Origin of the sequence: Emticicia sp., from assembly GCF_049241225.1 — a bacterium.
Classification (GTDB): Bacteria; Bacteroidota; Bacteroidia; order Cytophagales; family Spirosomataceae; genus Emticicia.
This window is the reverse complement of the sequence record NZ_JBMLRC010000323.1, coordinates 1-23,960: the sequence shown is the minus strand read 5'-3', so window position 1 is coordinate 23,960 and position 23,960 is coordinate 1. Positions and strand designations below refer to the sequence as shown.

Here is a 23,960-nt window from a genome sequence, read left to right as displayed (position 1 = left end):
ATCTTGTTGTCCATTATTGTTTACGTCAGTCCAAACGTAGTTACCAATAGAACCGAATGCAGTTTTCAAACCAGCATCAACACTTGTATTATTACGAGCGATGCTGCCGATAGGTTGAGTAGTATCAATAACGATAGTGTCGGTAGACCCATCTGGATTGATATTGCTATCGTTTGCTGTATTACCACCAAGGAGTTTGCCGGTTGCTTCGCTACCCACTGGAAGCACGAACTTGATTTGGTAGTTGCCTGCCAATAAGCTATCGAAAAGATATCTACCACTAGCATTAGTTATAGTTGAATCAAGCTTCGCACCAGTCGCACTCAATAAGTAAACTTTCACACCGGCGAGTGGAGAGTCGCCAGCATTTTGGATACCATCGCCATTATTATCTGCGAACACGTAATCGCCAATCGACCCAACAGGGACGAAACCAGCGTCGATTTGAAGATTATTTCTAAGGGTATCGGTAGTAGGTTTGGTAGTGTCGATAGAAATCAATTGAGAAATGCCATTTTTGTTGGCATCGCTATCGGTCACGTCAGCACCTGTATTTTGCTTAGCGGCGATTGTACCTGCCGGAGCCACAAACTGGATTCTGTACGAACCACTAGTAAGGCTATCGAAAAGATACAGACCACTAGCATTAGTTATAGTCGAATCAATTTTAGCACCGGTAGCACTCAATAAATAAACTTTCACACCGGCGATAGGAGCCTCTCCCGAATCTTGTTGTCCATTATTGTTTACGTCAGTCCAAACGTAGTTACCAATAGAACCGTAATTTGGCTTTAAACCAGCATCAATGTTTAGATTATTGCGAAGTGTATCAGTTGGTAATTTTGAAGTATCAATATTTATTAACTGTGAAAGTCCACTTGGCCCTACGTCACTATCTTTTGTATCATCAGTACCCAAATTTTGAGTAGTGAACAAGTCATAACCTGCTGGTTTTACGAATTGTACACGATAACTATCAGTGGTTAGACTATCAAACAAGTATTTTCCTTGTGCGTCGGTAACTGTCGAATCAAGTCTAGTGCCCGTTGCACTCAACAAAAATACTTTTACACCAGCCACAGGTGGTTCAGTAGTACTCGGACCTTGTTGACCATCATTATTGGTATCTTGCCATACATAATCTCCGATGCTACCATAAGGGCCTTGAATAACTTGAACTGCACAACAACCTTGTGCAGGGCAATTAGATACATTTGTCTTAAATGTAAAAACACCTGGTGCCTTGATTGTCAGAGAAGAGTCTGGATTAACAACCGCAACAGTTGAACTAGGTGTAATTTCAGTATTACCATCGAACCACTTAATGCTTGATCCATATTTGAATGGAGCTGGAACAGAAACTGTATATTCCTCACCAGGATACCAGTGAAGAGGAACAGAAAAACAAGCAGATGCTATATCATCTTCATAAAGCTTTGAATTGTTTGGAGTAGAATCAAAATCTTCCTGGCCTGTACCTATCGAAAATACTTCGGCAGTGTTAAAAAATACTCCTTGCTGTAAAACGGTGGCATTAATTTCTAATTTCACCGAATCTCCAACTGCCAGTGAGGCAACATTCCAATTACCAACACCCGTTGTCGGATTGTAGGTAAAATTCGCTCCTCCAGTATGAGTATTTAGAACTGCACCATCAACCGGGAAGTTATCTTTCACCACAATTGAGTTGGCTGTTGATGGACCAGAGTTTTTTAACCACAGTGTATACTTGATGCTTTCGTTGATGGCAGGCATTGATTTATCTACCTCTTTTCTGAGAGAAAGATCAATACTGCTCTGAGCAACAGTACTTAAAACGCTAATAAGCAACAACATAATTGTTGTTGCCATACCCTTAAAATATGAATTTTTTGTGTAATTATCTTCTCCCTCATGCCTGATTTTTTTGGCAGATAGTGTAGAAGTCCATCTTTTTAACTTTTGATCAAAGTGACTACTTAAATGGTAATCTTTGACCGTTGAATTCCAGTTAGAGGAAAGCTTATGCATGGTTAAATCTTGATTTAACATTAAATCAGGCACGTGTTTTATATTATTTTTATTTAACTGAGGAGACAACTTATCTTGTAGGAATTCTTGCAAATTACTTTCAATAAAAAGTTGTTCCTCAAGCGTTGTTTTATCTACAGAATTTTGTGGTGTAGAAGAAACGCTTGGGCTATTTTTAGGTTTCAAAAATAGGCTTATTGCACTGACAATTTTCTGCACAAATTCTAACACTTTTGTATCAGTATTTGATTTGCGTTGTTGTGTATACCCTTCCTTTGATATCGGTACACCACTGTCGGTAAAATTGTATTTCATTTGCAAGTATTTTAAATAATTCTTCTTCAATATATAAAGGTTCACTTTCATCAAAATTTATTTAAAACAATTTATGTTTCAAATAAAAATATTTTTGGATAATAGAACAAGCTTTCTAATACTATATTCGTAATCAATTCCATCCAAAATTGTGCCAAATCGAATTATTTGGCCTTTTAGTGGAAAAAGGGGTAGAGGAGCCTACTTAGAAAAAAAAAATGGAAAATGTTACCGAATAATCATTGTTTGGCACAGAATAACTAAAATTATGCCAAATTGCTATACAAAATAAAAACATCTACTTGGCTAGTAGATGTTTTCTCGGGTAAATTGTTCCTTTGTTCTAGAGAAAACTTTTTAAGTGATTTCCATTTTTTAGAAATCGTGTCCGAGTGATAAATACAATTTTGGAGAACTTACCACTTTATCTTCAAGCCCCCATGCATAGTCAGCTCTAACAAAATATCCTAAAACAGTGGTTCTTACGCCAAATCCATAACCTATCAAAAATGGGTTTTTGAAATTAGTGACTGTTGCTCTAAACGGGTTTTTTCCACCTCCAACAATTACAGTATTGAGGCTATTTTGTCGGTTGAAAGGGCCCTTACTTCCATACCACGCAGTGCCCACATCTGTGAAGCCCACAAACTGTAAATTACGTAAGAAATTAGAAGTCATTGATCCTTTGGAAACATACTGTGCCAAAGGCAGACGGAGCTCTAGATTGGTTAGTAAATGACTTGTGCCGTAAAGTTTTGCAAAATTAAATCCTCGCAAACTTCCAGCAAAATCATAAAATAAGATATCTCGCAAATCTCTCGGTACTCCTTCACTTTGACCATTCGTTTGTTCGATCGTTCTGTTAAGAGCATTTTCTACACCACCAAGAATAGTCACTTTAGGCGAATTGCCAAGTGAGCGGCTATACGATAGCCTACCTGCAAGAATCACATTACCAATTAATTTGCGATAATGTCGGGCATCAATTACCATTCGGCTGAAGTTTTCATTGCTATTATTGAAGCTGTAAGAGCGGTCAAACCTAATTTTTGCACGAGTACCTAACAAAACTTTACTGAATAAAGGAACAGTATTGTCATATATGATTTCTCCACGAAAACCAAAATAGATGGATTGGAGATTCTTTTTGCCTATTTCGAAGATATCAATATCTGATGTTGAAGTTATATTAGGCGAAGCTACAATTTTTAGATTCTGACTGATAGGATAGGAGGCAAAAGCCGAAAACCTATTGTAGTAAAGCCTACGTTCAATCACACGAACGGTTGTTTGAGGATTATTGATATTTAGTGGTCTGAACAGATAAAGATTACGTTCATCGAGCTCACTAAGCGATATCGATCGTCGGAGAATATCAACTCCCCAATCAATTCTCCTAACGTTATTATTATACCCCAAAAATACATCATGATTTCGCAGTACAGGTGTAATGAAAAGTCCAAGTTTAATATTATGATTTTCGAGTAAATCATTTAAGACCAATGTGTTTTTCATCCCTACTCTTCTAATAGGATCCATCAAAAATTCCGACTTCACATCATTAGCTATTACAATATTTTCGTAGGCAAGTGGGCCTTTTATTTTTAAGGTTTCTTTAAATCTACCTGACTTCGGTATTACCTTTTCTGCTTCGTCGCTTTTAGATTTAAGCTTTTCATTTGCCAAAGATTTGATAATGTTTTCGGCATCAAATTCATAATTATCAGTATCTACTTCACCTGGCTTGAGCTCAAGTTTTTGCTTGGTTTCGCTCAATGAAATATTTTGTTTTGATTCAATTGGCTTGGTAGTGTTAGTATCTTGAGTTTTATCTTCACTCACAGCATACTGATTATTTGCATAATATTCTCGCCATTCTTTGATAAATCTACTATACGAAATCCCCAACGTACTGGTAATACTCGATTCTTCGGTACGAATGATGCGAGTAAGATTCAGAATGTTAGAAATATTATCTTTTCCGTAGCGAATCGCAATATAATTCCAGATTGACTGGCCAATTATTTCGGCGTCTTTGCCTTGAATGGTTTCAATTTTTTTGTCTTTATTTTTCAGAATCGTCGTACGCATTCTGTCCAACATCAGTAGATTGTCGTTATCGCCCGAAATATAAGCCGAGATTCCGGCCATGTACCATTCTGGCACTGTCAACAAGAGTGAGCTTTGTAAAACCTCTTTTAGGCTACCACCATAAAGCATATCGTAGACAAACAAACGGGCAATTTGTTGAATGAGTTCTTGTTTGAATTGCTCTTCATTGCCCGTGTAGGCTATCTGCACACGAGACTTTGCCAAGTTCAGAATACTACCGTCTAAATCAATCGGAGCAGTTAGGCCAATGTTGCTTTGCTCAAGTTCTTGTGGAGAATTATATAAAAATATCTTCATCGTCGTGAAGGGCGTATAACCCAACAACTCCGTGATGCGGTCGTATTCGCCTTCGGCTATTTTGGCGGCATTTTGGGCAATCTTATCGCCGCTTCTGTAGTAGTTAAACTCAAAATTATTACTCCTAATCGTAAGCCATTCAAATCTTTTGTATTGAATACGGCTTTTCCCAAACTCCTCTTGGGTTGACGAAAAGTAGCTTTGTGCGGATACACGACCCAAACCTAATGCAAGCATTAAGCAGGCTCCGGTACTAATTCGACGAAGAGTAAATAAATTTTCCATGCATTTGTATATTTCCAAGAATACAGATTTTTACTAGTTTCCACTAGCTTGGGTTTTTGCTGTAATACGCATCAAGTCACAAAATAATTGTGTAACTCTGTATTAAAAAAAGCAAATTTACCTACAACGAATATAACGAATAAAAACGCTCAATGTTAGCTTCAGGCATTAAAACTTTATTGCTTTCTAAAAAACCGAGCATTTCTTCGGTAAAATAGGGAGCAAGCGATACACCTTTCGTGCCGAGTCCGTTAAATATATATACGTTATTATGGTGTGGATGGTTGCCCATAAATGGTCGGCGGTCTTTAGTTGTAGGTCTGATTCCAGCTTCTTGACTGGTAACTTGGAATGGGAGTGATAGGATTTTACTAACTTTCGAGCTAATCAATTCTTTTCCAGTTTCGGTTACTTCCCAATCGAGGTTATCCCAAATATAAGTTGAGCCAAAGCGACATTTGCCTTCGCCAAGTGGGATAATCCAAAAGCCTTGATTGATAATTTCTTTGATTTTGTAGCCATCTACATCGGCCAAAAGTGTTTCGCCTTTGGCAGGATTAAACGGAATCCAGCTAAAAAATGGGTTTTGGGTTGAATAGAAACCTTCGCAAAAAATGATTCTTTTTGCTGCTAAATCTTTATAAAAAATGGTGTTTTCGGTGGTTTTTAGTTCAGCAAAATCTACCTTTTCCGCCTGATAGCTTTCGTTTTGCTTGAAAAAATCTCTAAAGCAATCAAGCATTTGCGGCACATTTACCCAGCCTGCTGATGATGTATAAAGTCCACCCAGTTCGTTGCTAACTTGCTTATAATCAGTCTGATTTGGCTGAATAATTTTAAGGTAATTTCCTAAATCGTATTCATCGGTCAATCTCATAAAATGCCTTTGTTGCTGTTCGTTGGCAAATGGTCGATAAAGATTGGTTTCGTGATAAAAATTTGCGTGAAATTCTTTTTCGATCGAAGTATAAAACGTTCTCAAATAAGGAAAAATCTTATCAGCAAGCCAAGTTTTATCAAGGTTTTTGCCCGTAATCGGGTTGAAAATTCCCCCCGCCACTGTCGATGAAGTAGGCAAAGTTTCATCATTCAAAACCAGTACTTTTTTATCAGCTTTCATCAACTGATAAGCCAGCAACGACCCCGCAATTCCTTGCCCAACAACTATATAATCAAGATTTTTCAATATCGAAGCCTGAACCTATAAGGTTTTCAAAACCTCATAGGTTTAATTAAGAAGGTTAAAATTTATTTTCTAATTGCTTTGCTCAAAGCCTCATCGGCTAAAAGGCAAACCATCTCTACTTGCTCGTCGAGTGTCATGTACGAAGTATCAATATCAATGGCATCATCGGCCTTGCGAAGCGGACTTTCTTTGCGGGTAGTATCAATCAAGTCACGTTTTTTGATATTTTCGATAATCTCCTCAATATCAACCAAATCGCCTCTTTCGTTTAGCTCAATCTGACGGCGATTCGCTCTGATTATCGGGTCGGCGGTCATGAAAATCTTCAGTTCGGCATCAGGAAAAACCACCGTGCCGATGTCTCGGCCATCCATCACAACACCTTTCTTTTTGCCCATTTTGCGTTGTTGAGCTACCATTGCGTGGCGTACTTCGGCAATCGCACTCACTTCACTGACCTGATTCGCAATGTAAAGTTTTCTGATTTCGTCTTCTACATTTAGTCCGTTTAGAAAAGTTTCATTTCGGCCATCATTGGGGTTTCTACGAAACTCAATCTGAATATTATCAAGTGCCTTTGCTACTTCTTTTTCGTTGGTAAGCGTTACCAAATGCTGATGAAAATAAAGGGTTACAGCCCGATACATTGCTCCTGTATCAATATAACTATACCCCAAACGTGCAGCTACTTTTTTGGCGGTCGTACTTTTGCCACAACTCGAATAGCCGTCAACGGCAATGGTAATCTTTTGCATGTAATCTGAATTTTTCTGCAAAGAAAATTCTAATTTGCCGAAGAAACAATGATAAAATGCAGGTTTGGGTCGAAAAACTAAATTTTGCAGCGAATCATTTTACAATTTGTAGAAGAATTATTGTTTCTTCGTAGGTATAAAAGTAGATACTAAAAAACGCCTTCGTTATGAGATACCTCTTGTCAGTTTTGTTGGTTGGGCTATTCAGCTTTCAGAAGCCAACACCGAAGCCCAATATCCTAATCATTTATGCCGATGATTTAGGTTACGGCGATGTGAGTGCTTATAAAAAAGGAACGCTACCAACACCCAACATAGATAAATTGGCCAATGGTGGAATCCGTTTTACGAATGGCTATGCAACTTCTGCCACTTGTACCCCAAGCCGATTTGCACTTCTCACGGGCAAGTATCCGTGGAAAACCGAAGGAACAAAAGTATTACCCGGCGATGCTCCATTATTGATAGATACGACCTCAATGACGCTTCCAAAAATGCTCAAAAAAGCAGGTTATCAAACGGGAGTTGTTGGCAAATGGCACTTAGGACTTGGCAATGGGGCGTTGGATTGGAATAAATCAATAACGTTTTCGCCCAATGATATTGGCTTCGATTATTCGTATATCATGGCCGCTACCAACGACCGAGTACCTACTGTTTTTGTAGAAAACCGAAAAGTTGTTGGGCTTGAAGCCACTGACCCGATTTATGTCAATTACAAACAAAACTTTGAAGGCGAACCAACTGCCATCTCAAACCCCGAGTTGATGACCAAACTAAAATGGCATTTTGGGCATAACTTTAGCGTTACGAATGGTGTTCCACGCATCGGGTATATGAAAGGCGGGAAGTCTGCACTGTGGGTTGATGAAGACATGGCCGATGTTTTTTTAGGAAGAGCAAAAGCATTTATTGATACTCACCAACCGAGCAAAACGGGTAAGCCGTTTTTCTTATATTATGCTTTGCACGAGCCACACGTGCCACGAGTTCCGCACGCTAGGTTTGTCGGAAAATCGGGTATGGGGCCTCGTGGCGATGCCATTTTAGAAGCCGATTGGTGTGTAGGTGAAATCATAAAAAAGTTAGAAAAAGATGGTTTGCTCGAAAACACACTCGTGATTTTTTCGAGCGATAACGGCCCTGTGCTTGATGACGGTTATTACGATGATGCCGCCGAAAAACTGGGGAATCATACGCCTGCGGGTGGACTTCGTGGCGGAAAATATAGTTTATACGAAGCAGGTACGAGAGTGCCTTTCATTACTTATTGGAAAGGTAAAATCAAACCTGCTGTATCGGATGCGATGCTTTGTCAGTTAGATTTTGCGTCATCGTTGGCTCAATTAGTTGGTGCTGAAAGTTATTCGACCGATAGCCAAAATTTGCTCGACGTAATGCTCGGAAAATCGAAGCAAGGGCGAACCAATTTAGTGCTTGAAGCATCGGGGAGATTGGCGTTCAGAGAAGGTAATTTTGTGATGATTCCACCGCATAAAGGCCCGGCGATATCGAAAGAAGAAGGGATAGAATTAGGAAATGCGTCCGAATATCAATTATATGATTTATCGAAAGATTTGGCTCAGAAAAATAATTTAGCGAAGCAGTTTCCGCAAAAAATTGAAGAAATGAAGGCTTCGATGAAAAAAATAGCAGGGAATAAAGTCAAATTTGATTAATTTTAAGGGAAAATATTGAAGTATTAAATTTGCTTGCCCAAATAATGAAGAAAATTATATCATTAGCTTTTGTTTTTCTGAGTACCTATGTTGTGTTTGGGCAGAGTAAAACCTTAATTTTTTATCCAGTTTCAAATTCGGCACCAGCAAAGGCACTTTGGGATGATGCCCAAACCAAAAAACGCTTGATTGATACTACGTCTAATCCTGCAAAAATTAACGAAGCGAACCTCAAAAATTATAATGCTGTAGTGTTTTTAAATACCTCAGTCAATGCTCTTAGTTTTCAGCAATCAGCCGAATTGCAGCGTTTTTTGCAAGCAGGAGGTGGTTTTGTGGGCGTGGGCGGTGCTATCGAAAAAAACTACAAATGGCTTTGGTATAATAAAATGATTGGTGGAGTTTTGGCTGAAAGTCAATTTCCCGATAAAGTTCAGCTAAGCCTCATTACAAATGCTTCGATTGGTAAGAGCGAACTGCCACCACTTTGGAAAATAGATGATAAACCTTTGGTAATGAGCAGTGTGCCTGTTAGATGCAAGCCAGTTTTGTTGGATGTTATGGGTAAAACTTGGGCGTGGTATTACACGACCGAAGAAGGTGGAAAAATGTTTTATACCGCTTTGGGCGGCGAACCTTCAGCTTTTCAGAATCCTAATTTGTTGGCTCATATTTGGTCGGGTATCGAAGAAGTTTCCTCTAAAAACTTACCTGATTACGCCAAAATTGCCGACACTGCTTTACCATCGGAGAGTAATTTTTTGAAAGTAACATTATCTGATAATTTAGAAAATCCATTGGCTTTGGCTACTTTGCCTACTCGAAACGTGGTTTGGGTTGAGCAAAATGGCAAAGTAAAGATTTTCAATGTTCAAAAACGCAAAACTAATCAAATTGGAAAAATTGATGCGACGAATCTGAAAGCCATCAAACTCGACCCCGAATTTGCTGAAAATGGTTACGTTTATACTTTTTCGGAAACTGCTGCCAATGAATATAAAATCGGACGAATGCAGCTCGTGGGCGATAGCGTAGCCACGATGAGCGATTTTTCGAGCCAGTCAACTACGCCTTTATCGAAAAATATTACTTACGAATTCGATAAATATGCGAGCGAGGCTTATCGTTTACCCAAATATTTCGCAGGAAAATCATTTAGATTCGATAACGAGCAGGGTTTTGTGGTAGAGACACTTGACGAAGATGGCAATGTAAAAAACGTCGAGCCGTTTTTATCAAATACTCGTTTCGAGTTTATAAAAGATATGGCTTTTGGAGCAGACGGCGAATTATATCTTTTGGAAAATAATCGACTGGTGAAGATTGATTATGCCGAGAAAAACCGAAAGCCAATTGCTGTGGCATCGGCTGATGTGTTATCGGGAAATGTACCTTTGAAAGTAAAGTTTTCATCAGAAGGTTCAGTTGATTTTGATACAAAAGATGGGTTGAGTTTCGAGTGGAGCATTATTGGTACTACTACCGTTAAAATCAAAGAGCAAAACCCCGAATACACATTTACAAAAGTAGGTAATTATGAAGTGAAACTTAAAGTGAGCGACACTCAAGGCGAAAGTGCCGAAACTTCATTGAAAATTCAAGTGAATAAAGCTGGTCCGAAGAAGAAATAAGGAAGAAATTATACAATGGTTATTTACTACCAAGAACGTCCAATTTGGACGTTCCTACGAGATTCATTTACTCGGAATCTCAATCACAAAACTTGTACTCAAAGCATCGTTTTCCACTTTACAATTGAGTTTTTCGCCTACCTGCTTGATAATCAGATATAATTTTAAGTGATTTTGTTGTTTTCTGATAATTTCTTCCACTTGCTTGAAAGCAAACAAGGGTTTTACCTGAATCGCCTCGGTCTTGATATTGGCTTCGATTTCCTGAAAAAACGTAAATTCTTCGCCAATTCTTTTCTTTTCCAGTTCGAGATAAAGCAGTATCGTTTCTATTTCTTGAGCGAGCGAAATACTTTTTTGTTTCGAGCTGTTGGAAAGAGTTTTCAGCAGATTTGTAAACTCGGTCAGATACTGAGCAGCTTCCATAGGGCTATGCAGCAAAATATATTGCTTGATAGAATTCAGATTTCCATATAAAAACTGTTGATTTCCCATGATACTTTCCAACTCATTGATTTTTTCTAAAAGGCCAGTTTCTTTTTTTTTCTTAAAGTAATTCAAAAGACTTAGCACTAATGCAGCTATAACCAAGAGCAAAATTACTCCGTACCAAAGCAAATCGGACGAGATTACTAAGGTGAGCGAGTAAATTGGTTGTATCATTCGAGCAGTTAAGGGCTATGTAATTCAATCAAATGTATAGTAGAAGGCACAACTATCTAAACTACATTTAGTATTTGGTTGGTTTTATCTGAAATTTGGTCGATTTGGGGAGAAATTTGGGAAACTATAAAAACAAAAAAAGATGCAGATTGTGGTTCTGCATCTATTCGTTTTTTTGCAATATTTTGTTTAAGCAGATAATTGAAAATGAATGAAGATAAGTCATTAATAATGAATGTTTTATATTGCTGTGGCCTGTCGACTATTGACCGTGGACTACTTATTTCATTTTTGCCAAAACTTCTTTCAATTCGGCCTCTTCCATTTCGCCTACACCACGCCAAACTTGACGGCCGTTTTTGATGATAACGTAAGTCGGAATCTCTTCAACCTTAAAAACCGAAGCAATATTATCGCTCTTTTCGGCATCAATTTTCAATAGTTTTACATTCTTATTTTGGTCGGCAATTCTATTCAAGATTGGATTCATTTTCTTACAAGGCCCGCACCACTCGGCATAAAAATCTATCAAAACAAGGCTATTTGATTTGACTACCCGGTCGAGGTTTTCGAGAGTAAAAGCTGCAATTGGCTGTGTGGTAGTATTATTTGAGGCATAAGGCTTGCTCGAAGACGTCCATTTGGCAAAGCCGCCAGCCATGTCATATACTTCCTTGTAGCCCAAATCTCGCAAAAATGCAGCCGCATCGGTGCTGCGTCTGCCCGAAAAGCAATACACAAACACGGGGCGAGTTTTATCCAGTTTGGTCTTTACAATATCTTCAAAATTATCATCATTGAAATTCAGATTAATGGCACGTTTGAGGTGGCCACGCATGTATTCTTCGGGTGTGCGTACATCTATCAACTGTGCAATACCAGTATTTTCTCGGAGTTTTGCCTCGAAATCATTGATAGATAGTAGATATTTATCTTTATTTTGGGCAAAAACATTGCTTGCAAAAAATAGAAAACTGATAATAAGAAAGCGTTTCATCTGATACAGAAATTGAATAAATTAATAACAAAGAAATAGCAAATTTCAAGCCAATTAAAAACCATTATTTGACGTATTCTCTTAAACGTTCGATGTCCTCTAATTCTTTTATTGAGCATTAGATTAGTGTTAGAATTATTGCTTTTTCAAGATTTGAGGCACTAAATTGTACTTTTTGTAGTTGTAATAATAAAGCAACAGATATTTCTACTGATTTTCGGATGGTATTTTTTATCGCCCGATGCTATTCTTTTTTTATTCCCAACGCAGCTTTGGGCTGATATATTCCATAAACTTAATGTAAAAATTATGAATTCATTTCTGAAAAAACTAATCATTGAGAGGGTTCTCAAACACAAAAACAGACACAAGGTTCTCGGCGAAACAAAATATACAAGATTCGAATTAGCCAAAGGTTTCAGAGAGCTTAAAATCGAAACAATTCGTTATCTAAAAGACTTTATTCTTATCTCACTCGGAATCGCTTCGGCCGCATTTGGGTTGGAGAGTTTCTTGATGCCCAATAGTTTTATCGATGGTGGAGCTACGGGTATTTCGCTACTCATTAGCGAGTTAAGTGGCGTTCCTCTTTGGATGCTTATCCTCATTATCAATATTCCTTTCATTATATTGGCCTATAATATAATTGGAAAAATCTTTGCTCTAAAAACCGCTTTAGCTATCGGACTTTTATCTGTTTGTATTGCCACGATTCACTTTCAAGAAGTGACCCACGATAAACTATTAGTAGCCGTTTTTGGTGGATTTTTCTTGGGTGCGGGTATTGGGCTTTCGGTAAGAGGCGGTGCCGTTATTGACGGAACAGAGGTTTTAGCAATTTTCTTGAGTCGAAAACTCGGTACAACCCTCGGTGATATTATCATCGGTATCAACATTATCATTTTCTCGGCAGCGGCTTATTTTCTTTCGGTCGAAGCCGCACTTTATTCGATGATAACTTATTTGGTTGCCTCAAAAACCCTCGATTTTTTCATTGAAGGTATCGAAGAATATACGGGCGTAACGATTATTTCACCACACAGCGAAGATATTCGCCAAATGATTGTCGAAACAATGGGACGTGGCGTAACCGTCTATTCGGGTAAAAGAGGCTTTGGTCGTGGTGGAGAATCGAAAGAACGAGACATAGTTTATACGGTTATAACTCGTTTGGAGTTGAACAAGCTAAAAACCGAAATCGAGAAAATCGACCCTAATTCGTTTGTTGTAATGAGCAGTGTAAAAGACACTAAAGGTGGTATGATAAAAAAACGCCCACTCGAACACTAATGTCTGTGGAGTGAAGTTCCACTTCGCCACAGAAATCAAAGAAATAGTTTTTAAGTGATTCAATACATCGTAATTTTGTAATCAGATAAGTCAAGAGATAAATATTATCGACAATTCTATGTAGCTAAAAAGTTGTCTGTAAGTTTATTATCTCATCGTGGACTTGTCGACCATTGACTGTGGACTAATCTCATTATTCATTTTACATTAATAAAGGATGTCAATCGACTTAAAAATAAAGCAACTCGCCAAAGACTATGCGGCCGAGGTAGTGGCCAATCGCCGTTATTTGCACACAAATCCTGAGTTGTCGTTTCAGGAATACAACACGGCCAAATTTGTGGCACAAAAACTCAAAGATATTGGCCTTACTCCGCAAGAAGGAGTGGCTAATACTGGAGTAGTTGCACTCATCGAAGGACGAAACCCCTCGAGTAAAGTTATTGGCTTGCGTGCCGATATGGATGCCTTACCGATTTTCGAGAAAAATGATGTTCCGTATAAATCACAAAACGAAGGTGTCATGCACGCCTGCGGACACGACGCTCATACATCATCATTACTCGGTACGGCAAAAATCTTGCATCAATTGAGAGATGAATTTGAAGGAACAGTAAAACTCGTATTTCAACCAGCCGAAGAAAAAGCACCGGGCGGAGCATCAATCATGATTAAAGAAGGTGTACTCGAAAATCCAGCACCCGCAAGTATGCTTGGGCAACACGTAGCACCCAATATTCCTGTCGGGAAAATCGGTTTCCGTGAAGGAATGTACATGGCCAGCACCGACGAGATCTATATGACTATCAAAGGTAAAGGCGGACACGGTGCCATGCCCGATCAACTCATTGACCCAGTTTTGATTGCCTCGCACGTGATTGTTTCGTTGCAGCAAATCATTTCTCGTAATCGTAAGCCGGCTAATCCTTCGGTGTTATCGTTTGGCCGATTCATTGCCGATGGTGTAACAAACGTAATACCGAATGAAGTAACGATTCAAGGAACGTTCCGTTGTATGGACGAAGAATGGCGAGAAGATGGTTTGCGTAGAATGAAGAAAATGGCCGAAGGAATTACCGAGGCAATGGGCGGTGTTTGTGATTTTGAAATCGTGAGGGGGTATCCATTCTTGAAAAACCATCCCGAGCTAACTCGCCGAATTAAGGCCGAAGCAACGGCCTACATGGGAGCCGAAAACATCATCGACCTTGACCTCTGGATGGCTGGCGAAGACTTTGCTTTCTACTCACAAGTAGTTGATTCATGCTTTTACAGACTCGGCACTCGCAACGAAGCTCGTGGAATAATCTCGGGAGTTCATACACCAACTTTTGATATTGATGAAGCCGCTCTCGAAATAGGCCCAGGGCTTATGTCGTGGCTTGCTGTTAGAGAGTTAGCTATGTAATTATAAATTTCACCAAAAAAAGCTATTTTTGTCCACTTACACCCAATATTCTACCACTTACTGGATTTAGATGATTAAAAGGTAATATGGCATTTTTTTTGTTTTCTACCCATTAGATAAGATTTATCTCTAAACTTTGTTTTTAGTTATTTCTTGAATGAATTTTGATAAAAAAAAAAGCCATTGTATGCGAAATTTAATGATTGTACTTCAAGTTCTTGGTGGGTTTACATTAGTGCCTTGGTTTATAATTGCGGGATTATCATTTATGGTATTTGATACGCCTAAGTCTATTCGGAAACTTTTTCCTTGGATTATATTGCTTACAATATTTTCCTATCCGTTTGTTCTAGCAGCGAGCTATTGGCGTGCTTGGTCGAGTGTATCAATAGGAAATTATACTACAGGATGTTTATGGAGTTGTTTACCAATTATTGTTTTCGCTATGGGTTACCTTCTTATCAACCAACAAACTGATTTATTAAACCGATATAAGAAAAATTAATCATTAGATTTATTGTAATACTTTAAAAGCCTGAAAGCCTTGTTGTTTTCAGGCTTTTAAATTTTATGACCAAAATATAAATTTAGTAAAATCTCAAAAACTATGGTTGTTTGAGTCCCTATTGATTAAGATGTTTGTTGCCTAAAGCTTACAAACAAAACTAGGTGTCTTACAAAACAAAAAAAGCCAATCCGAAGATTGACTTTTTGTACTTACTTATAAAAAGGTTACTCATTCTTTGCCGATGCTTTGGTGTCGTCTTTCTGGACCTCAACCGTCGAAATATTCATTGACGCACAGCCATTTTTAAGCACTTTCAAAACATATATATATTTACCCGCTGTTAGGCCACTCAAAGTTGCCACTTTTTCGTCGATTGTATTAATAAATGGCCCTTTCCAAGAATACAAAGCGTCGCTTCCTGCATCATGAGCTTCTAGTTTGGCAGTTTGTCCAACCTTAATTGTTGCGTTGTTAGCTATTGCTATCGGAATATTCTTCACCTCAACTTTGGCAGTATCAACAGATTTACAACCGTTTTTAGCAACACTCAAAAAGTAAGTATAATGCCCTACGGTTAAATTTTCTACGGTTATTTCGGGTGTATAGGCCGAAAAATCAGTAGGAGGGAGAGTCCAACGGTATGTAACTCCCGCTCCGGCATCTGCCGACGTCAGTTTAACGGGTTCTCCAAAACAAAATTGTCCACCAATTGCTATGGCTTTCGGTCTTTCTTTCACCATTAGCTTTACTTTGCCTATGGTAGTCGATCCATTTTTTTTGATAGTGAAATTATAAAAGCCTGCTTGAAAAGGCGTTATTTTTTCAAGTCTGATTTGTTGCGAAAGCGATGAAAACCCCGACGGCCCTTTCCAAGAATAAACAGCATCCTGCCCAAAATCGGGTGTAGATAGTACAATGCTGTTATTTTCACAGACATATACCGTTGAGGTTTTAGAATCTTCGGTATTTACAAATTTACGATAGTAAGGAACCGCTCTTCCTTCTTCGAACGAAAAAAACGACAAATCAGAGGTATCTTGCTCCATAATTACTGGCGAGTTTGATGCTAGTAATTTAGTCGGTTTTTCTATTTCTTTAAAAAAAGAATCGGTTTTTCGCTGGGCATATAAAGTGGTTTCATGCAATGCAATCGTAAAGGTTATCATACATAAGCAAAACGTTTTTTTGATAGCCATGACAAAATTTAGTGGTTATGGGAAATTTGACAATCGCACGCCTGTACTAAGAGTGTTTATAGCCCAAAATGGCATTCCGTGAGTAAGTACCGCTCGGATAATAGAAATTACATAAACACACTAATACAATCGAATCATGTTTAATGATTTTCAAAAACCATGCTAAAAATTAATTTAGAGAAAGTAAATTAGTAGATTAAATGAAAAAAAAGTGTATTTATTTGAAAATCAATAAGTTGTAAAGAAAAAAAACTTCACCATATTTATTTTGGTGAAGTTTTTTTGAAAACTTTTTGTGATAAAAATATACGATATGATTTAAAAATAAGCGTAATGTCAATAAAAGCTCTGTGATAAAGAAAGGTGTAGTTTTAGTTCTGAAAGTCGATAAATAAGATGATTATGAGTTTGTTATTATTTTCTTCGTTTTACTAAAAACGCCGAAAGTATCGGATCAAAACCTTGATTGATGTCGGCCTCAATAAAATCTATTTTGTATTGGCCACATTTGAGTTTCAGATTATGATAAAATTCTTTGATAGCAGCCTGATATTGTTCTTTTACTTGTGATGGCTGAGCTTTCACTTTTTCGCCGGTTTCCAAATCAATAAATTCGTAGGGGCGTTCTTCAAAGTTAAAATCTTCTTCGGTATTGCGGTCGGTCACATGGAAAAGCAATACTTCGTGCATATTATGGCGTAGGTGCTGCATGGCCGAAAATAGTCGGTCCGAATTATTAATATCATCGAACATATCACTGAATATAACCACCAACGAGCGTTTATGAATCTTCTCGGCAATCTCGTGTAGGGTTTCAACAACCGATGTTCTTTTTTGAGGTTTAGGTTTTTGCAGGAGCGATTCCAAATCCATAAAAATCTTATGAATATGCGACGGAGTAGATTTTACAGGAGTCTGAATCTCTATTTCATCTGAGAATGCCAGCAAACTTATGGCATCACGCTGTTTTTGAAGCATATAAGCCAATGCTCCTGCGGCCATCGTGCTAAACGTGATTTTACCATTAGATTTTTCGGGATAGTACATCGACGATGACGTATCAATCAAAATATGACAACGGAGATTGGTTTCTTCTTCGTAACGTTTTACGTACAGCCTGTCTGTTTTACCAAAAACTTTCCAGTCAATATAACGAGTACTTTCCCCCGTGTTATAGAGGCGATGCTCAGCAAATTCTACCGAAAATCCATGAAATGGTGATTTATGAAGACCCGTAATAAACCCTTCTACCAATTGCTTAGCCAAAAACTCGACATTGCCATATTCACGTATTTTCGCTAAATCTAACATAATTACAATTGTGGTTTTATAAGAAAGGTTTCTATTGTATGCAACATGAAAATCATAAACAATAATTTTGTAAATAGCTAAACTGCTGTTTATAAGCTTATTGCCTTACCGTAGACTTGTCGTCTATTGACCATTGACTACTTATCAACCTACTTTTTTTTCTTTTTTACACTCGATTTCGAACTTACTTTTTTCTTACTTTTTGTTACCGGCTTCTTTTTGGGTGTTTTTGCTGGTTTCTTTGGGGCAACAATCGGAGGCTTTATTACCGTAATTTTATCTTCTTCGGGCGGGCCTACTAGCTCCATTGAGTTTTCAATGATACTCTCTGGGCGAGAAATCATCGTTATACCATTATCACCCACAACCATCGCTTTTACTCTAGCAGTTCCACTGCCAAACATTTCGAGACGGGCGGCTGCCTCGTGCGAGACATCTAAAATTCTACTTCTACTAAAAGGACCTCTATCATTAACCCTAACAATACACCATTTATTGTTGGCCAAGTTAGTTACTTCAAGCATCGTACCAAAAGGTAAAGTCGGGTGGGCACAAGTTAGGTCTCCTTTTTTTAAAATTTCACCATTTGCGGTTTTTTTACCATAAAATTTAGTGCCGTAGTAAGATGCCATCCCAAAAGACTCTGAGCCTAAAACTGGGGCTTGACTAGATGAAAATAGGGGTTTTAATAAGCAAAAGAGGGAAAAAAATATAAAATTCTTCAATATCATTACTCACTGAAATTGGTTCCGAACTGCATAGTTACGAATTTTTTTGCAATGACCGAAACAAAAACAAATTTCGTTCTTCTATAAAAAACATAATGCAACATTGGTTTTGTTTCATTTGAAATGAAAATAATATTATTTTTATCTAAAAAACGGTATAAAAATTTTTCATAAAAATAATTAAATCATATATTTGAGATTCATTCTAAACTCTAAAACCTAAAAGGATTGTGGAAAGAGAAGACAGAGACAAAATTTACTCAAAGCGTGTAAGAGCGGGTAAACGTACTTACTTTTTCGATGTGAGAAGCACCCGTTCGAGCGATTACTACCTAACTATTACTGAAAGTCGTCGTTTTCAAAAAGATGGTGGATTTGTGTTCGAAAAGAGCAAAATGTTTGTGTACAAAGAAGATTTTAACAAATTTCTCGAAGCTCTTCAAGAAACCGTTGACCACATCAAGTCTGAATTAATGCCTGATTATGACTTCGACCAATTTAAGCATGATGAGCTTGTTGGTGGCCATAATGAAGTTATTGATGCCGACAATGATGATTACGCAAGTGGCGGTTCAGACCTAAAGTGGGACTAATCTCTCAGAAACAGTTTTCTGTGATTGAGTGAAAAACTCATTCACTCAAATATCTTTTTGAATACCTTATTTGTTGAGGTGTTTGGAAAGATATTTTTTTGTAAATAGTACCTCTGATTCATCTTGGCGTTCTTGATGGATATTCCTTAGTCTCTTTTTTTCAAATACCACAGATATATTTTCTCTCTACACTTAATTGCAATTTGATAATTGAAAATTAAGGGTTTTATCGTAATTTTGCACCCTCATTCTAATAAATAAACTAAACAAAGGATTTATCTGATTCTGGAAATTGAAAATTAGATAATCCGAAATACAAATATGGCTTTACAAGTCGGTATCGTAGGTTTGCCCAATGTTGGGAAATCGACACTTTTCAATGCAGTATCAAATAGTGCTAAGGCTCAGGCAAGCAACTATCGTTTTTGTACAATCGACCCAAATGTGGGCTTGGTTGATGTGCCAGATGAGCGTTTGAGTAAATTGGCTGAGCTTGTGAAACCAAATAAGATTGTGCCAACACAAATCGAAATCGTTGATATTGCAGGCTTGGTACGTGGAGCAAGTAAGGGCGAAGGTTTGGGAAATAAATTTCTGGGAAATATCCGTGAAGTAGATGCCATCATTCACGTAGTAAGATGTTTTGAAGACGAAAATATCTTACGAGAAGAAGGCGATATAAACCCAGTAAGCGATAAAGAAATCATTGATACTGAGCTTCAGTTGAAAGATTTGGATAGCGTAGAAAAGAAGCTACAAAAAATTGAGAAACAAGCCCGTGTGGGTGGCGATGCCAAAGCAAAAGCTGAGTTCGATGTTTTGAAGCGTTGCCAAGAATGGTTATTACAAGGAAAAAGCATTAGGTCATTAGGGCTTACGAAAGAAGAAATGCCTGCCATTGCCGATTTATTCTTGTTGTCGATCAAGCCCGTGCTTTATGTTGCCAACGTTGATGAAGCTTCGATGCACTCAGGCAATAAGTATTCGGAAGCATTGCAGAAAGTAGCTGATGCCGAAAAAGCTCAGATGATTGTTCTCAATAACTCAGTTGAGGCTCAAATCACCGAACTCGAAGACCCAGAAGATAAACTGATGTTTTTAGAAGAGTATGGTTTGGCTGAGCCAGGTCTTAATCGTTTGATTCGTTCGGCCTACACTTTACTTGATTTACGCACGTACTTTACGGCAGGTGTGCAGGAAGTAAGAGCATGGACAATCCAGCAAGGTTGGAAAGCCCCACAAGCAGCCAGTGTAATTCATACTGACTTCGAGAAAGGCTTCATCAAAGCCGAAGTTATTGCCTATGCAGATTTTATTAAGTATGGCTCAGAAGCCGCTTGTCGTGAGGCTGGCCGTTTACGTATCGAAGGAAAAGAATACGTTGTGGCAGATGGCGATGTAATGCACTTCAGATTTAATGTATAAAATTTGATTATATGCCCCGAATAAAGTGAAGGGTTCGGCCCTTCGCTTCATTCGGGATACTGATTGCAAACCTACCTTTTATCTGCAATCTTCAACATGGCAGGAGTGGGAATCAAATAGTTTGAGGTTCCCCAAAAACTTTCCTCAAATTTTCCACCTCTCGCAAAATTCTCGGTTGTTAATAATTCTTCTCCTGTCTGAATCGCCGACCGGTTTCCCATTTTCAAGCTCTCATTTGCCATAAATTGTACGGTCATTTTAGCTTCGGTAGCAAATTTTTTTTCAAGTTTATCTTCAAACTTTGCTTCGAATACCAATTTCGTATCCTGCAGTCGCCACAATTTCCCCATTGGTAAATACTGATTATAGCCTTTTACACTCTTACCTTCAATCTTTGTATTGTCAGTAATATTACCTTTAATCACACTCTTAATCCCTTCGGGAGTCATTTCATATTCAATCCTAACAATACATTGAGAATTTTGAGTTAAGTAAATTTTTCCATTTCTACCGGCTTTCACCCGCTTGCCGGTAGGCTTAAAACTAATCGAATAAACGAGGCTATCGCCAAAATATGTCATCAAAGAATCAACCTTAAAATCGTAATCATTGATACTTCCACGGTCTAGGTAGTCGGGTACACTCGTTTCAAGCGAGCGAGTTACGATAGCCGCTCCATTGCCAAAACCCCAACCGTTAAGCTTGGCGGTTTGACCAGTCCACTCATACTTCCGAGATTTGAGTAGCTTCATTTTTTCTGGCTCAATATCAACATTTTTTTGCCTGTGCGTACGTTCGATTCTGATGATACCCTCGTTTACCTTTACATAACCTAATTTATCCATCTCAATGGTTTCTAAGTAATAGCCCAGCTGATAATTAGGGTAAACTGGAAATGTTTTCTTAACGTTGGCAATGGCATCTTTGATAATAGTTTTTGGATCACCACCTTGTACTGCTGCTAATTCTTCGGCTGGCTCGAGTTCAATCACAACTGATGAATCAAAATCAGAGGCTTTTTTTGAGAAGCTTTTGTAGCCAATCACCCAGACCGTGACGGTTGAATCGAGATCAATTTTGGGGAAGAAAAATTTAAACTCACCAAGAGTGTTTGTCTGGCTTGAAAACCCTTTATTCGGAATACTTAAATACGCATGAGCAATTCCTTTTTGAGTATTTTTATCTATTATTTTTCCTTGGATCGAAGCGTATCCTTGACAAAAAACTATACTCGGAAGTAATAACAAGATTAAAAAGTAGTTAAATTTCATATATTTTGTTACAAATCTTTAATGATTAACGTCTTAATCTAAAAATATGCTCAAAAGTATTGCATCTTTTTTTATAGTTTACTTACATTTGAGAAAATTATTGATAGTTCCAAAATTTAAGTATCCGAGTATTTCACCAAAAATCAAAACCAATTAACGAAATGAAAAATTTGTTTTCACTATTATTTATGTGCTTTTTGAGTTTGGCTGTTTTGACCACAACAGCTCAAGACGACAAAAAAGGCTCTAAAGGCGGTTCGAAAGGAAAAGCAAAAACTGAAAAAGCTGAGAAAAAAGAAAAACCAGAAAAGAAAGAAAAGGCTGAAAAAACTGAAAAGAAAGAGAAGCCAGAAAAGAAAGAAAAAGCCGAAAAACCTGAGAAAAAAGAAAAAGCCGATAAAAAGAGCGACGCTAAAGAGAAAGCTACTGATAAAAAAGAAAAAGCAGCCGATAAAAAAGAAAAAGCTGCTGATAAGAAAGAAAAAGCTACTGAGAAAGTAGATAAGAAAGAGAAAAAAGCAGCTGATAAGGATAATACTATTAAGCCAGCTCCGAAGCCTAATACTAAAGATGATGGCAAAGAAGCAGATGCTGCTACAAAGAAAAAAGTTGCTGGTGCTGACAAGCAAATCGGTAAAGACGAAAAAGGCCGAACAATCTTCCAAGGCCCACGTGGTGGACAATACTACATCAATTCAAATGGTAATAAAACTTATTTGAAAGCTGATAGTAAATTGTGATAGTCTGCAGATAATTATCAATATTCCACAGAAAAGCCCCGATTCTACGAAGAATTGGGGCTTTTTGCATAATAATATAAATTGAATACTGACCGCTGCCTATTTCGGTCTAAATTCTTTCATTACTTCCTGATTACAAACCAAATACGGGCCTTCAATCAAATCAATGCAGTAGGGGATAGCAGGAAAAACAGCATCGAGGCATTGGCGAATAGCCTTTGGTTTTCCTGGAAGATTCACAATCAATGAATGATTGCGAATTCCTGCGGTTTGGCGTGATAGTATGGCTGTCGGTACGTATTTTAAACTTTCCTGACGCATCAATTCTCCAAAACCTGGCATCATTTTCTGACAAACCGCTTCGGTAGCTTCGGGCGTAACATCACGCAAGGCTGGGCCAGTTCCTCCCGTTGTAACGATTAGGCAACAGCCATGTACATCGGCCATTTCGATTAGCGTTTGTGAGATTAAATCCTGCTCGTCGGGAATAACTCGGTAAACAGTCTCAAATTCCGAAATCAAATATTCTTTTAATGTTTCTACAACCGCTTTTCCCGGAATATCTTCATAAATGCCCGCACTCGCACGGTCGGAGACATTGATAACACCTATTTTTATCATATTTTTACGAAAAGACCTGTAAGGTTTTGATATTCCTCACAGGTCTTATATATATACTTATTATTAATGAATTAAACTCCTTCTGCTACGACTTCTTTTACTTCTGGAACCATCGTTTTCAACAAACGTTCGATACCGTCTTTGAGTGTAACCGTTGATGACGGACAACCACTGCATGAGCCTTGAAGATAAACCTTTACTTGTCCAGAAATCTCATCGAACGAAGCAAAATTGATTGCTCCACCGTCAGATTCTACGGCAGGACGCACGTATTGGTCAAGTGTTGATTTAATTTTGGCAATAACCGCCGAATCGTTAGCGTCAATGATTAATGTGTTTTTATCAATGGTTTTTTGTGCAAAAACTGGGTTATTTTGCTCAAAGAATATCTTGATAAATTTCTTGATGTCATATACCACATCTTCCCATTCGGTTTCATCATCTTTCGTGATAGTGATGAAGTTTGAAGCAATAAAAATACGTCTCACGAAAGGAAACTGGAATAAATCACCAGCCAAAGGCGATGCTTTTGATTCGTCGATGGTCGAAGCCAGGGTTGGGTAATCGAATGTAAGACCTTCGGGAGCGAGCTCAAAGTTCAACACAAATTTCATAGAATTTGGGTTTGGACTAAGCTCAGTATAAATCATTGTTTGGCGTTGCAACATGAGTTTTTGAATTAAGAATTAAGAATGTAGAATTAAGAATGACTCTTTTCAGCCTACTTATCCTCTGTTTTTAACAAATATACAAATAAATAAGTTTGGTTTAGGCATAAAAAAACCTGCCACGAATGACAGGTTTTTTATTTTAAGAAAGTAGTCTATAAAAAAGTAACAGGCACAAAACCATTCTACATTCTACATTCTACATTCTTAATTGTGATTAAGCTTGTGCTTCAACACTTACGAATGATTTTCCGTCACGTCCTTTTTTGAA

Annotated in this window: 20 protein-coding genes; 8 read left to right on the top strand and 12 right to left on the bottom strand. The window is 37.9% G+C overall.

From position 1 onward, the window contains the following. The 4 genes from ACOVO2_RS17375 to cmk form a co-directional block, all read right to left on the bottom strand. Positions 1 to 2,325: SdrD B-like domain-containing protein (locus ACOVO2_RS17375; RefSeq protein ID WP_421771198.1), on the bottom strand; the 2,325-nt coding region annotated here is incomplete at its 3' end. A gap of 375 nt (positions 2,326 to 2,700) precedes the next feature. Continuing rightward, on the bottom strand, positions 2,701 to 5,019 hold the full coding sequence (locus ACOVO2_RS17370; protein WP_421771197.1) for a hypothetical protein: 2,319 nt from the start codon (positions 5,017 to 5,019) through the stop codon (positions 2,701 to 2,703). 121 nt (positions 5,020 to 5,140) lie between these two features. Then, positions 5,141 to 6,205: an NAD(P)/FAD-dependent oxidoreductase gene (locus tag ACOVO2_RS17365; protein ID WP_421771196.1), complete on the bottom strand. Its 1,065-nt coding sequence runs from the start codon at positions 6,203 to 6,205 to the stop codon at positions 5,141 to 5,143. Between the two features lie 62 nt (positions 6,206 to 6,267). Further along, on the bottom strand, positions 6,268 to 6,960 hold the full coding sequence (gene cmk, locus ACOVO2_RS17360; RefSeq protein WP_188766552.1) for a (d)CMP kinase: 693 nt from the start codon (positions 6,958 to 6,960) through the stop codon (positions 6,268 to 6,270). 167 nt (positions 6,961 to 7,127) lie between these two features. Here cmk and ACOVO2_RS17355 point away from each other — a divergent pair, with 167 nt between their 5' ends. After that, the gene (locus tag ACOVO2_RS17355; RefSeq protein WP_421771195.1) at positions 7,128 to 8,639 is read left to right on the top strand and encodes a sulfatase family protein; all 1,512 of its coding nucleotides are present in this window, start codon (positions 7,128 to 7,130) and stop codon (positions 8,637 to 8,639) included. A gap of 44 nt (positions 8,640 to 8,683) precedes the next feature. Further along, on the top strand, positions 8,684 to 10,270 hold the full coding sequence (locus ACOVO2_RS17350) for a ThuA domain-containing protein (protein WP_421771194.1): 1,587 nt from the start codon (positions 8,684 to 8,686) through the stop codon (positions 10,268 to 10,270). A 63-nt stretch (positions 10,271 to 10,333) separates the two neighbouring features. Here the strand turns inward: ACOVO2_RS17350 and ACOVO2_RS17345 are convergent, their stop codons facing one another. Then, positions 10,334 to 10,933 (bottom strand): histidine kinase, encoded by a 600-nt coding sequence (locus ACOVO2_RS17345; protein WP_421771193.1) that lies wholly within the window; start codon positions 10,931 to 10,933, stop codon positions 10,334 to 10,336. Between the two features lie 280 nt (positions 10,934 to 11,213). Beyond that, entirely contained in the window at positions 11,214 to 11,930 is a 717-nt protein-coding gene (locus ACOVO2_RS17340; RefSeq protein WP_421771192.1) for a thioredoxin domain-containing protein, read from the bottom strand. Between the two features lie 309 nt (positions 11,931 to 12,239). On the opposite strand from ACOVO2_RS17340, the gene ACOVO2_RS17335 reads away from it, so the two are divergent. The 3 genes from ACOVO2_RS17335 to ACOVO2_RS17325 all read left to right on the top strand — a co-directional run bounded on the left by ACOVO2_RS17335 (position 12,240) and on the right by ACOVO2_RS17325 (position 15,133). Continuing rightward, positions 12,240 to 13,220, top strand: a complete 981-nt coding sequence (locus tag ACOVO2_RS17335; protein WP_421771191.1) for a YitT family protein — start codon at positions 12,240 to 12,242, stop codon at positions 13,218 to 13,220. Positions 13,221 to 13,437: 217 nt separating this feature from the next. Next, a complete protein-coding gene (locus ACOVO2_RS17330) occupies positions 13,438 to 14,628 on the top strand; it encodes a M20 metallopeptidase family protein (protein WP_421771190.1) in 1,191 nt (396 codons plus the stop codon). A gap of 187 nt (positions 14,629 to 14,815) precedes the next feature. Next, on the top strand, positions 14,816 to 15,133 hold the full coding sequence (locus ACOVO2_RS17325; RefSeq protein WP_421771189.1) for a hypothetical protein: 318 nt from the start codon (positions 14,816 to 14,818) through the stop codon (positions 15,131 to 15,133). A gap of 227 nt (positions 15,134 to 15,360) precedes the next feature. Here the strand turns inward: ACOVO2_RS17325 and ACOVO2_RS17320 are convergent, their stop codons facing one another. The 3 genes from ACOVO2_RS17320 to ACOVO2_RS17310 form a co-directional block, all read right to left on the bottom strand. Further along, positions 15,361 to 16,302, bottom strand: a complete 942-nt coding sequence (locus ACOVO2_RS17320) for an immunoglobulin domain-containing protein (protein WP_421771188.1) — start codon at positions 16,300 to 16,302, stop codon at positions 15,361 to 15,363. Between the two features lie 444 nt (positions 16,303 to 16,746). Next, a complete protein-coding gene (locus ACOVO2_RS17315) occupies positions 16,747 to 17,643 on the bottom strand; it encodes a DUF58 domain-containing protein (protein WP_421771187.1) in 897 nt (298 codons plus the stop codon). A gap of 149 nt (positions 17,644 to 17,792) precedes the next feature. Then, positions 17,793 to 18,275: a septal ring lytic transglycosylase RlpA family protein gene (locus ACOVO2_RS17310; protein ID WP_421771186.1), complete on the bottom strand. Its 483-nt coding sequence runs from the start codon at positions 18,273 to 18,275 to the stop codon at positions 17,793 to 17,795. 326 nt (positions 18,276 to 18,601) lie between these two features. Here ACOVO2_RS17310 and ACOVO2_RS17305 point away from each other — a divergent pair, with 326 nt between their 5' ends. After that, entirely contained in the window at positions 18,602 to 18,964 is a 363-nt protein-coding gene (locus tag ACOVO2_RS17305; protein ID WP_421771185.1) for a DUF3276 family protein, read from the top strand. Positions 18,965 to 19,285: 321 nt separating this feature from the next. Further along, on the top strand, positions 19,286 to 20,389 hold the full coding sequence (gene ychF, locus ACOVO2_RS17300; protein WP_421771184.1) for a redox-regulated ATPase YchF: 1,104 nt from the start codon (positions 19,286 to 19,288) through the stop codon (positions 20,387 to 20,389). A 71-nt stretch (positions 20,390 to 20,460) separates the two neighbouring features. Here ychF and ACOVO2_RS17295 read toward each other — a convergent pair whose 3' ends face one another. Then, positions 20,461 to 21,660 carry a hypothetical protein gene (locus ACOVO2_RS17295; RefSeq protein WP_421771183.1) on the bottom strand — a complete coding sequence of 400 codons (1,200 nt, stop codon included), beginning with the start codon at positions 21,658 to 21,660 and terminating at the stop codon, positions 20,461 to 20,463. Positions 21,661 to 21,821: 161 nt separating this feature from the next. Here ACOVO2_RS17295 and ACOVO2_RS17290 point away from each other — a divergent pair, with 161 nt between their 5' ends. Next, on the top strand, positions 21,822 to 22,400 hold the full coding sequence (locus ACOVO2_RS17290) for a hypothetical protein (RefSeq protein WP_421771182.1): 579 nt from the start codon (positions 21,822 to 21,824) through the stop codon (positions 22,398 to 22,400). Between the two features lie 99 nt (positions 22,401 to 22,499). On the opposite strand, the gene mog is transcribed toward ACOVO2_RS17290, so the two are convergent. Both mog and ACOVO2_RS17280 read right to left on the bottom strand, forming a co-directional pair. Further along, positions 22,500 to 23,021 (bottom strand): molybdopterin adenylyltransferase, encoded by a 522-nt coding sequence (mog, locus tag ACOVO2_RS17285; protein ID WP_188766537.1) that lies wholly within the window; start codon positions 23,019 to 23,021, stop codon positions 22,500 to 22,502. Between the two features lie 71 nt (positions 23,022 to 23,092). Further along, positions 23,093 to 23,689, bottom strand: a complete 597-nt coding sequence (locus ACOVO2_RS17280; protein ID WP_188766536.1) for a NifU family protein — start codon at positions 23,687 to 23,689, stop codon at positions 23,093 to 23,095. Positions 23,690 to 23,960 lie beyond the last annotated feature (271 nt).

Bases quoted from the DNA above. Each gene is read 5' to 3' on its own strand.
- ACOVO2_RS17370 (WP_421771197.1), bottom strand. From the start codon at position 5,019: ATGGAAAATTTATTTACTCTTCGTCGAATTAGTACCGGAGCCTGCTTA.
- cmk (WP_188766552.1), bottom strand. From the start codon at position 6,960: ATGCAAAAGATTACCATTGCCGTTGACGGCTATTCGAGTTGTGGCAAA.
- ACOVO2_RS17355 (WP_421771195.1), top strand. From the start codon at position 7,128: ATGAGATACCTCTTGTCAGTTTTGTTGGTTGGGCTATTCAGCTTTCAG.
- ACOVO2_RS17350 (WP_421771194.1), top strand. From the start codon at position 8,684: ATGAAGAAAATTATATCATTAGCTTTTGTTTTTCTGAGTACCTATGTT.
- ACOVO2_RS17345 (WP_421771193.1), bottom strand. From the start codon at position 10,933: ATGATACAACCAATTTACTCGCTCACCTTAGTAATCTCGTCCGATTTG.
- ACOVO2_RS17340 (WP_421771192.1), bottom strand. From the start codon at position 11,930: ATGAAACGCTTTCTTATTATCAGTTTTCTATTTTTTGCAAGCAATGTT.
- ACOVO2_RS17335 (WP_421771191.1), top strand. From the start codon at position 12,240: ATGAATTCATTTCTGAAAAAACTAATCATTGAGAGGGTTCTCAAACAC.
- ACOVO2_RS17330 (WP_421771190.1), top strand. From the start codon at position 13,438: ATGTCAATCGACTTAAAAATAAAGCAACTCGCCAAAGACTATGCGGCC.
- ACOVO2_RS17325 (WP_421771189.1), top strand. From the start codon at position 14,816: ATGCGAAATTTAATGATTGTACTTCAAGTTCTTGGTGGGTTTACATTA.
- ACOVO2_RS17320 (WP_421771188.1), bottom strand. From the start codon at position 16,302: ATGATAACCTTTACGATTGCATTGCATGAAACCACTTTATATGCCCAG.
- ACOVO2_RS17315 (WP_421771187.1), bottom strand. From the start codon at position 17,643: ATGTTAGATTTAGCGAAAATACGTGAATATGGCAATGTCGAGTTTTTG.
- ACOVO2_RS17310 (WP_421771186.1), bottom strand. From the start codon at position 18,275: ATGGCATCTTACTACGGCACTAAATTTTATGGTAAAAAAACCGCAAAT.
- ychF (WP_421771184.1), top strand. From the start codon at position 19,286: ATGGCTTTACAAGTCGGTATCGTAGGTTTGCCCAATGTTGGGAAATCG.
- ACOVO2_RS17295 (WP_421771183.1), bottom strand. From the start codon at position 21,660: ATGAAATTTAACTACTTTTTAATCTTGTTATTACTTCCGAGTATAGTT.
- ACOVO2_RS17290 (WP_421771182.1), top strand. From the start codon at position 21,822: ATGAAAAATTTGTTTTCACTATTATTTATGTGCTTTTTGAGTTTGGCT.
- mog (WP_188766537.1), bottom strand. From the start codon at position 23,021: ATGATAAAAATAGGTGTTATCAATGTCTCCGACCGTGCGAGTGCGGGC.
- ACOVO2_RS17280 (WP_188766536.1), bottom strand. From the start codon at position 23,689: ATGTTGCAACGCCAAACAATGATTTATACTGAGCTTAGTCCAAACCCA.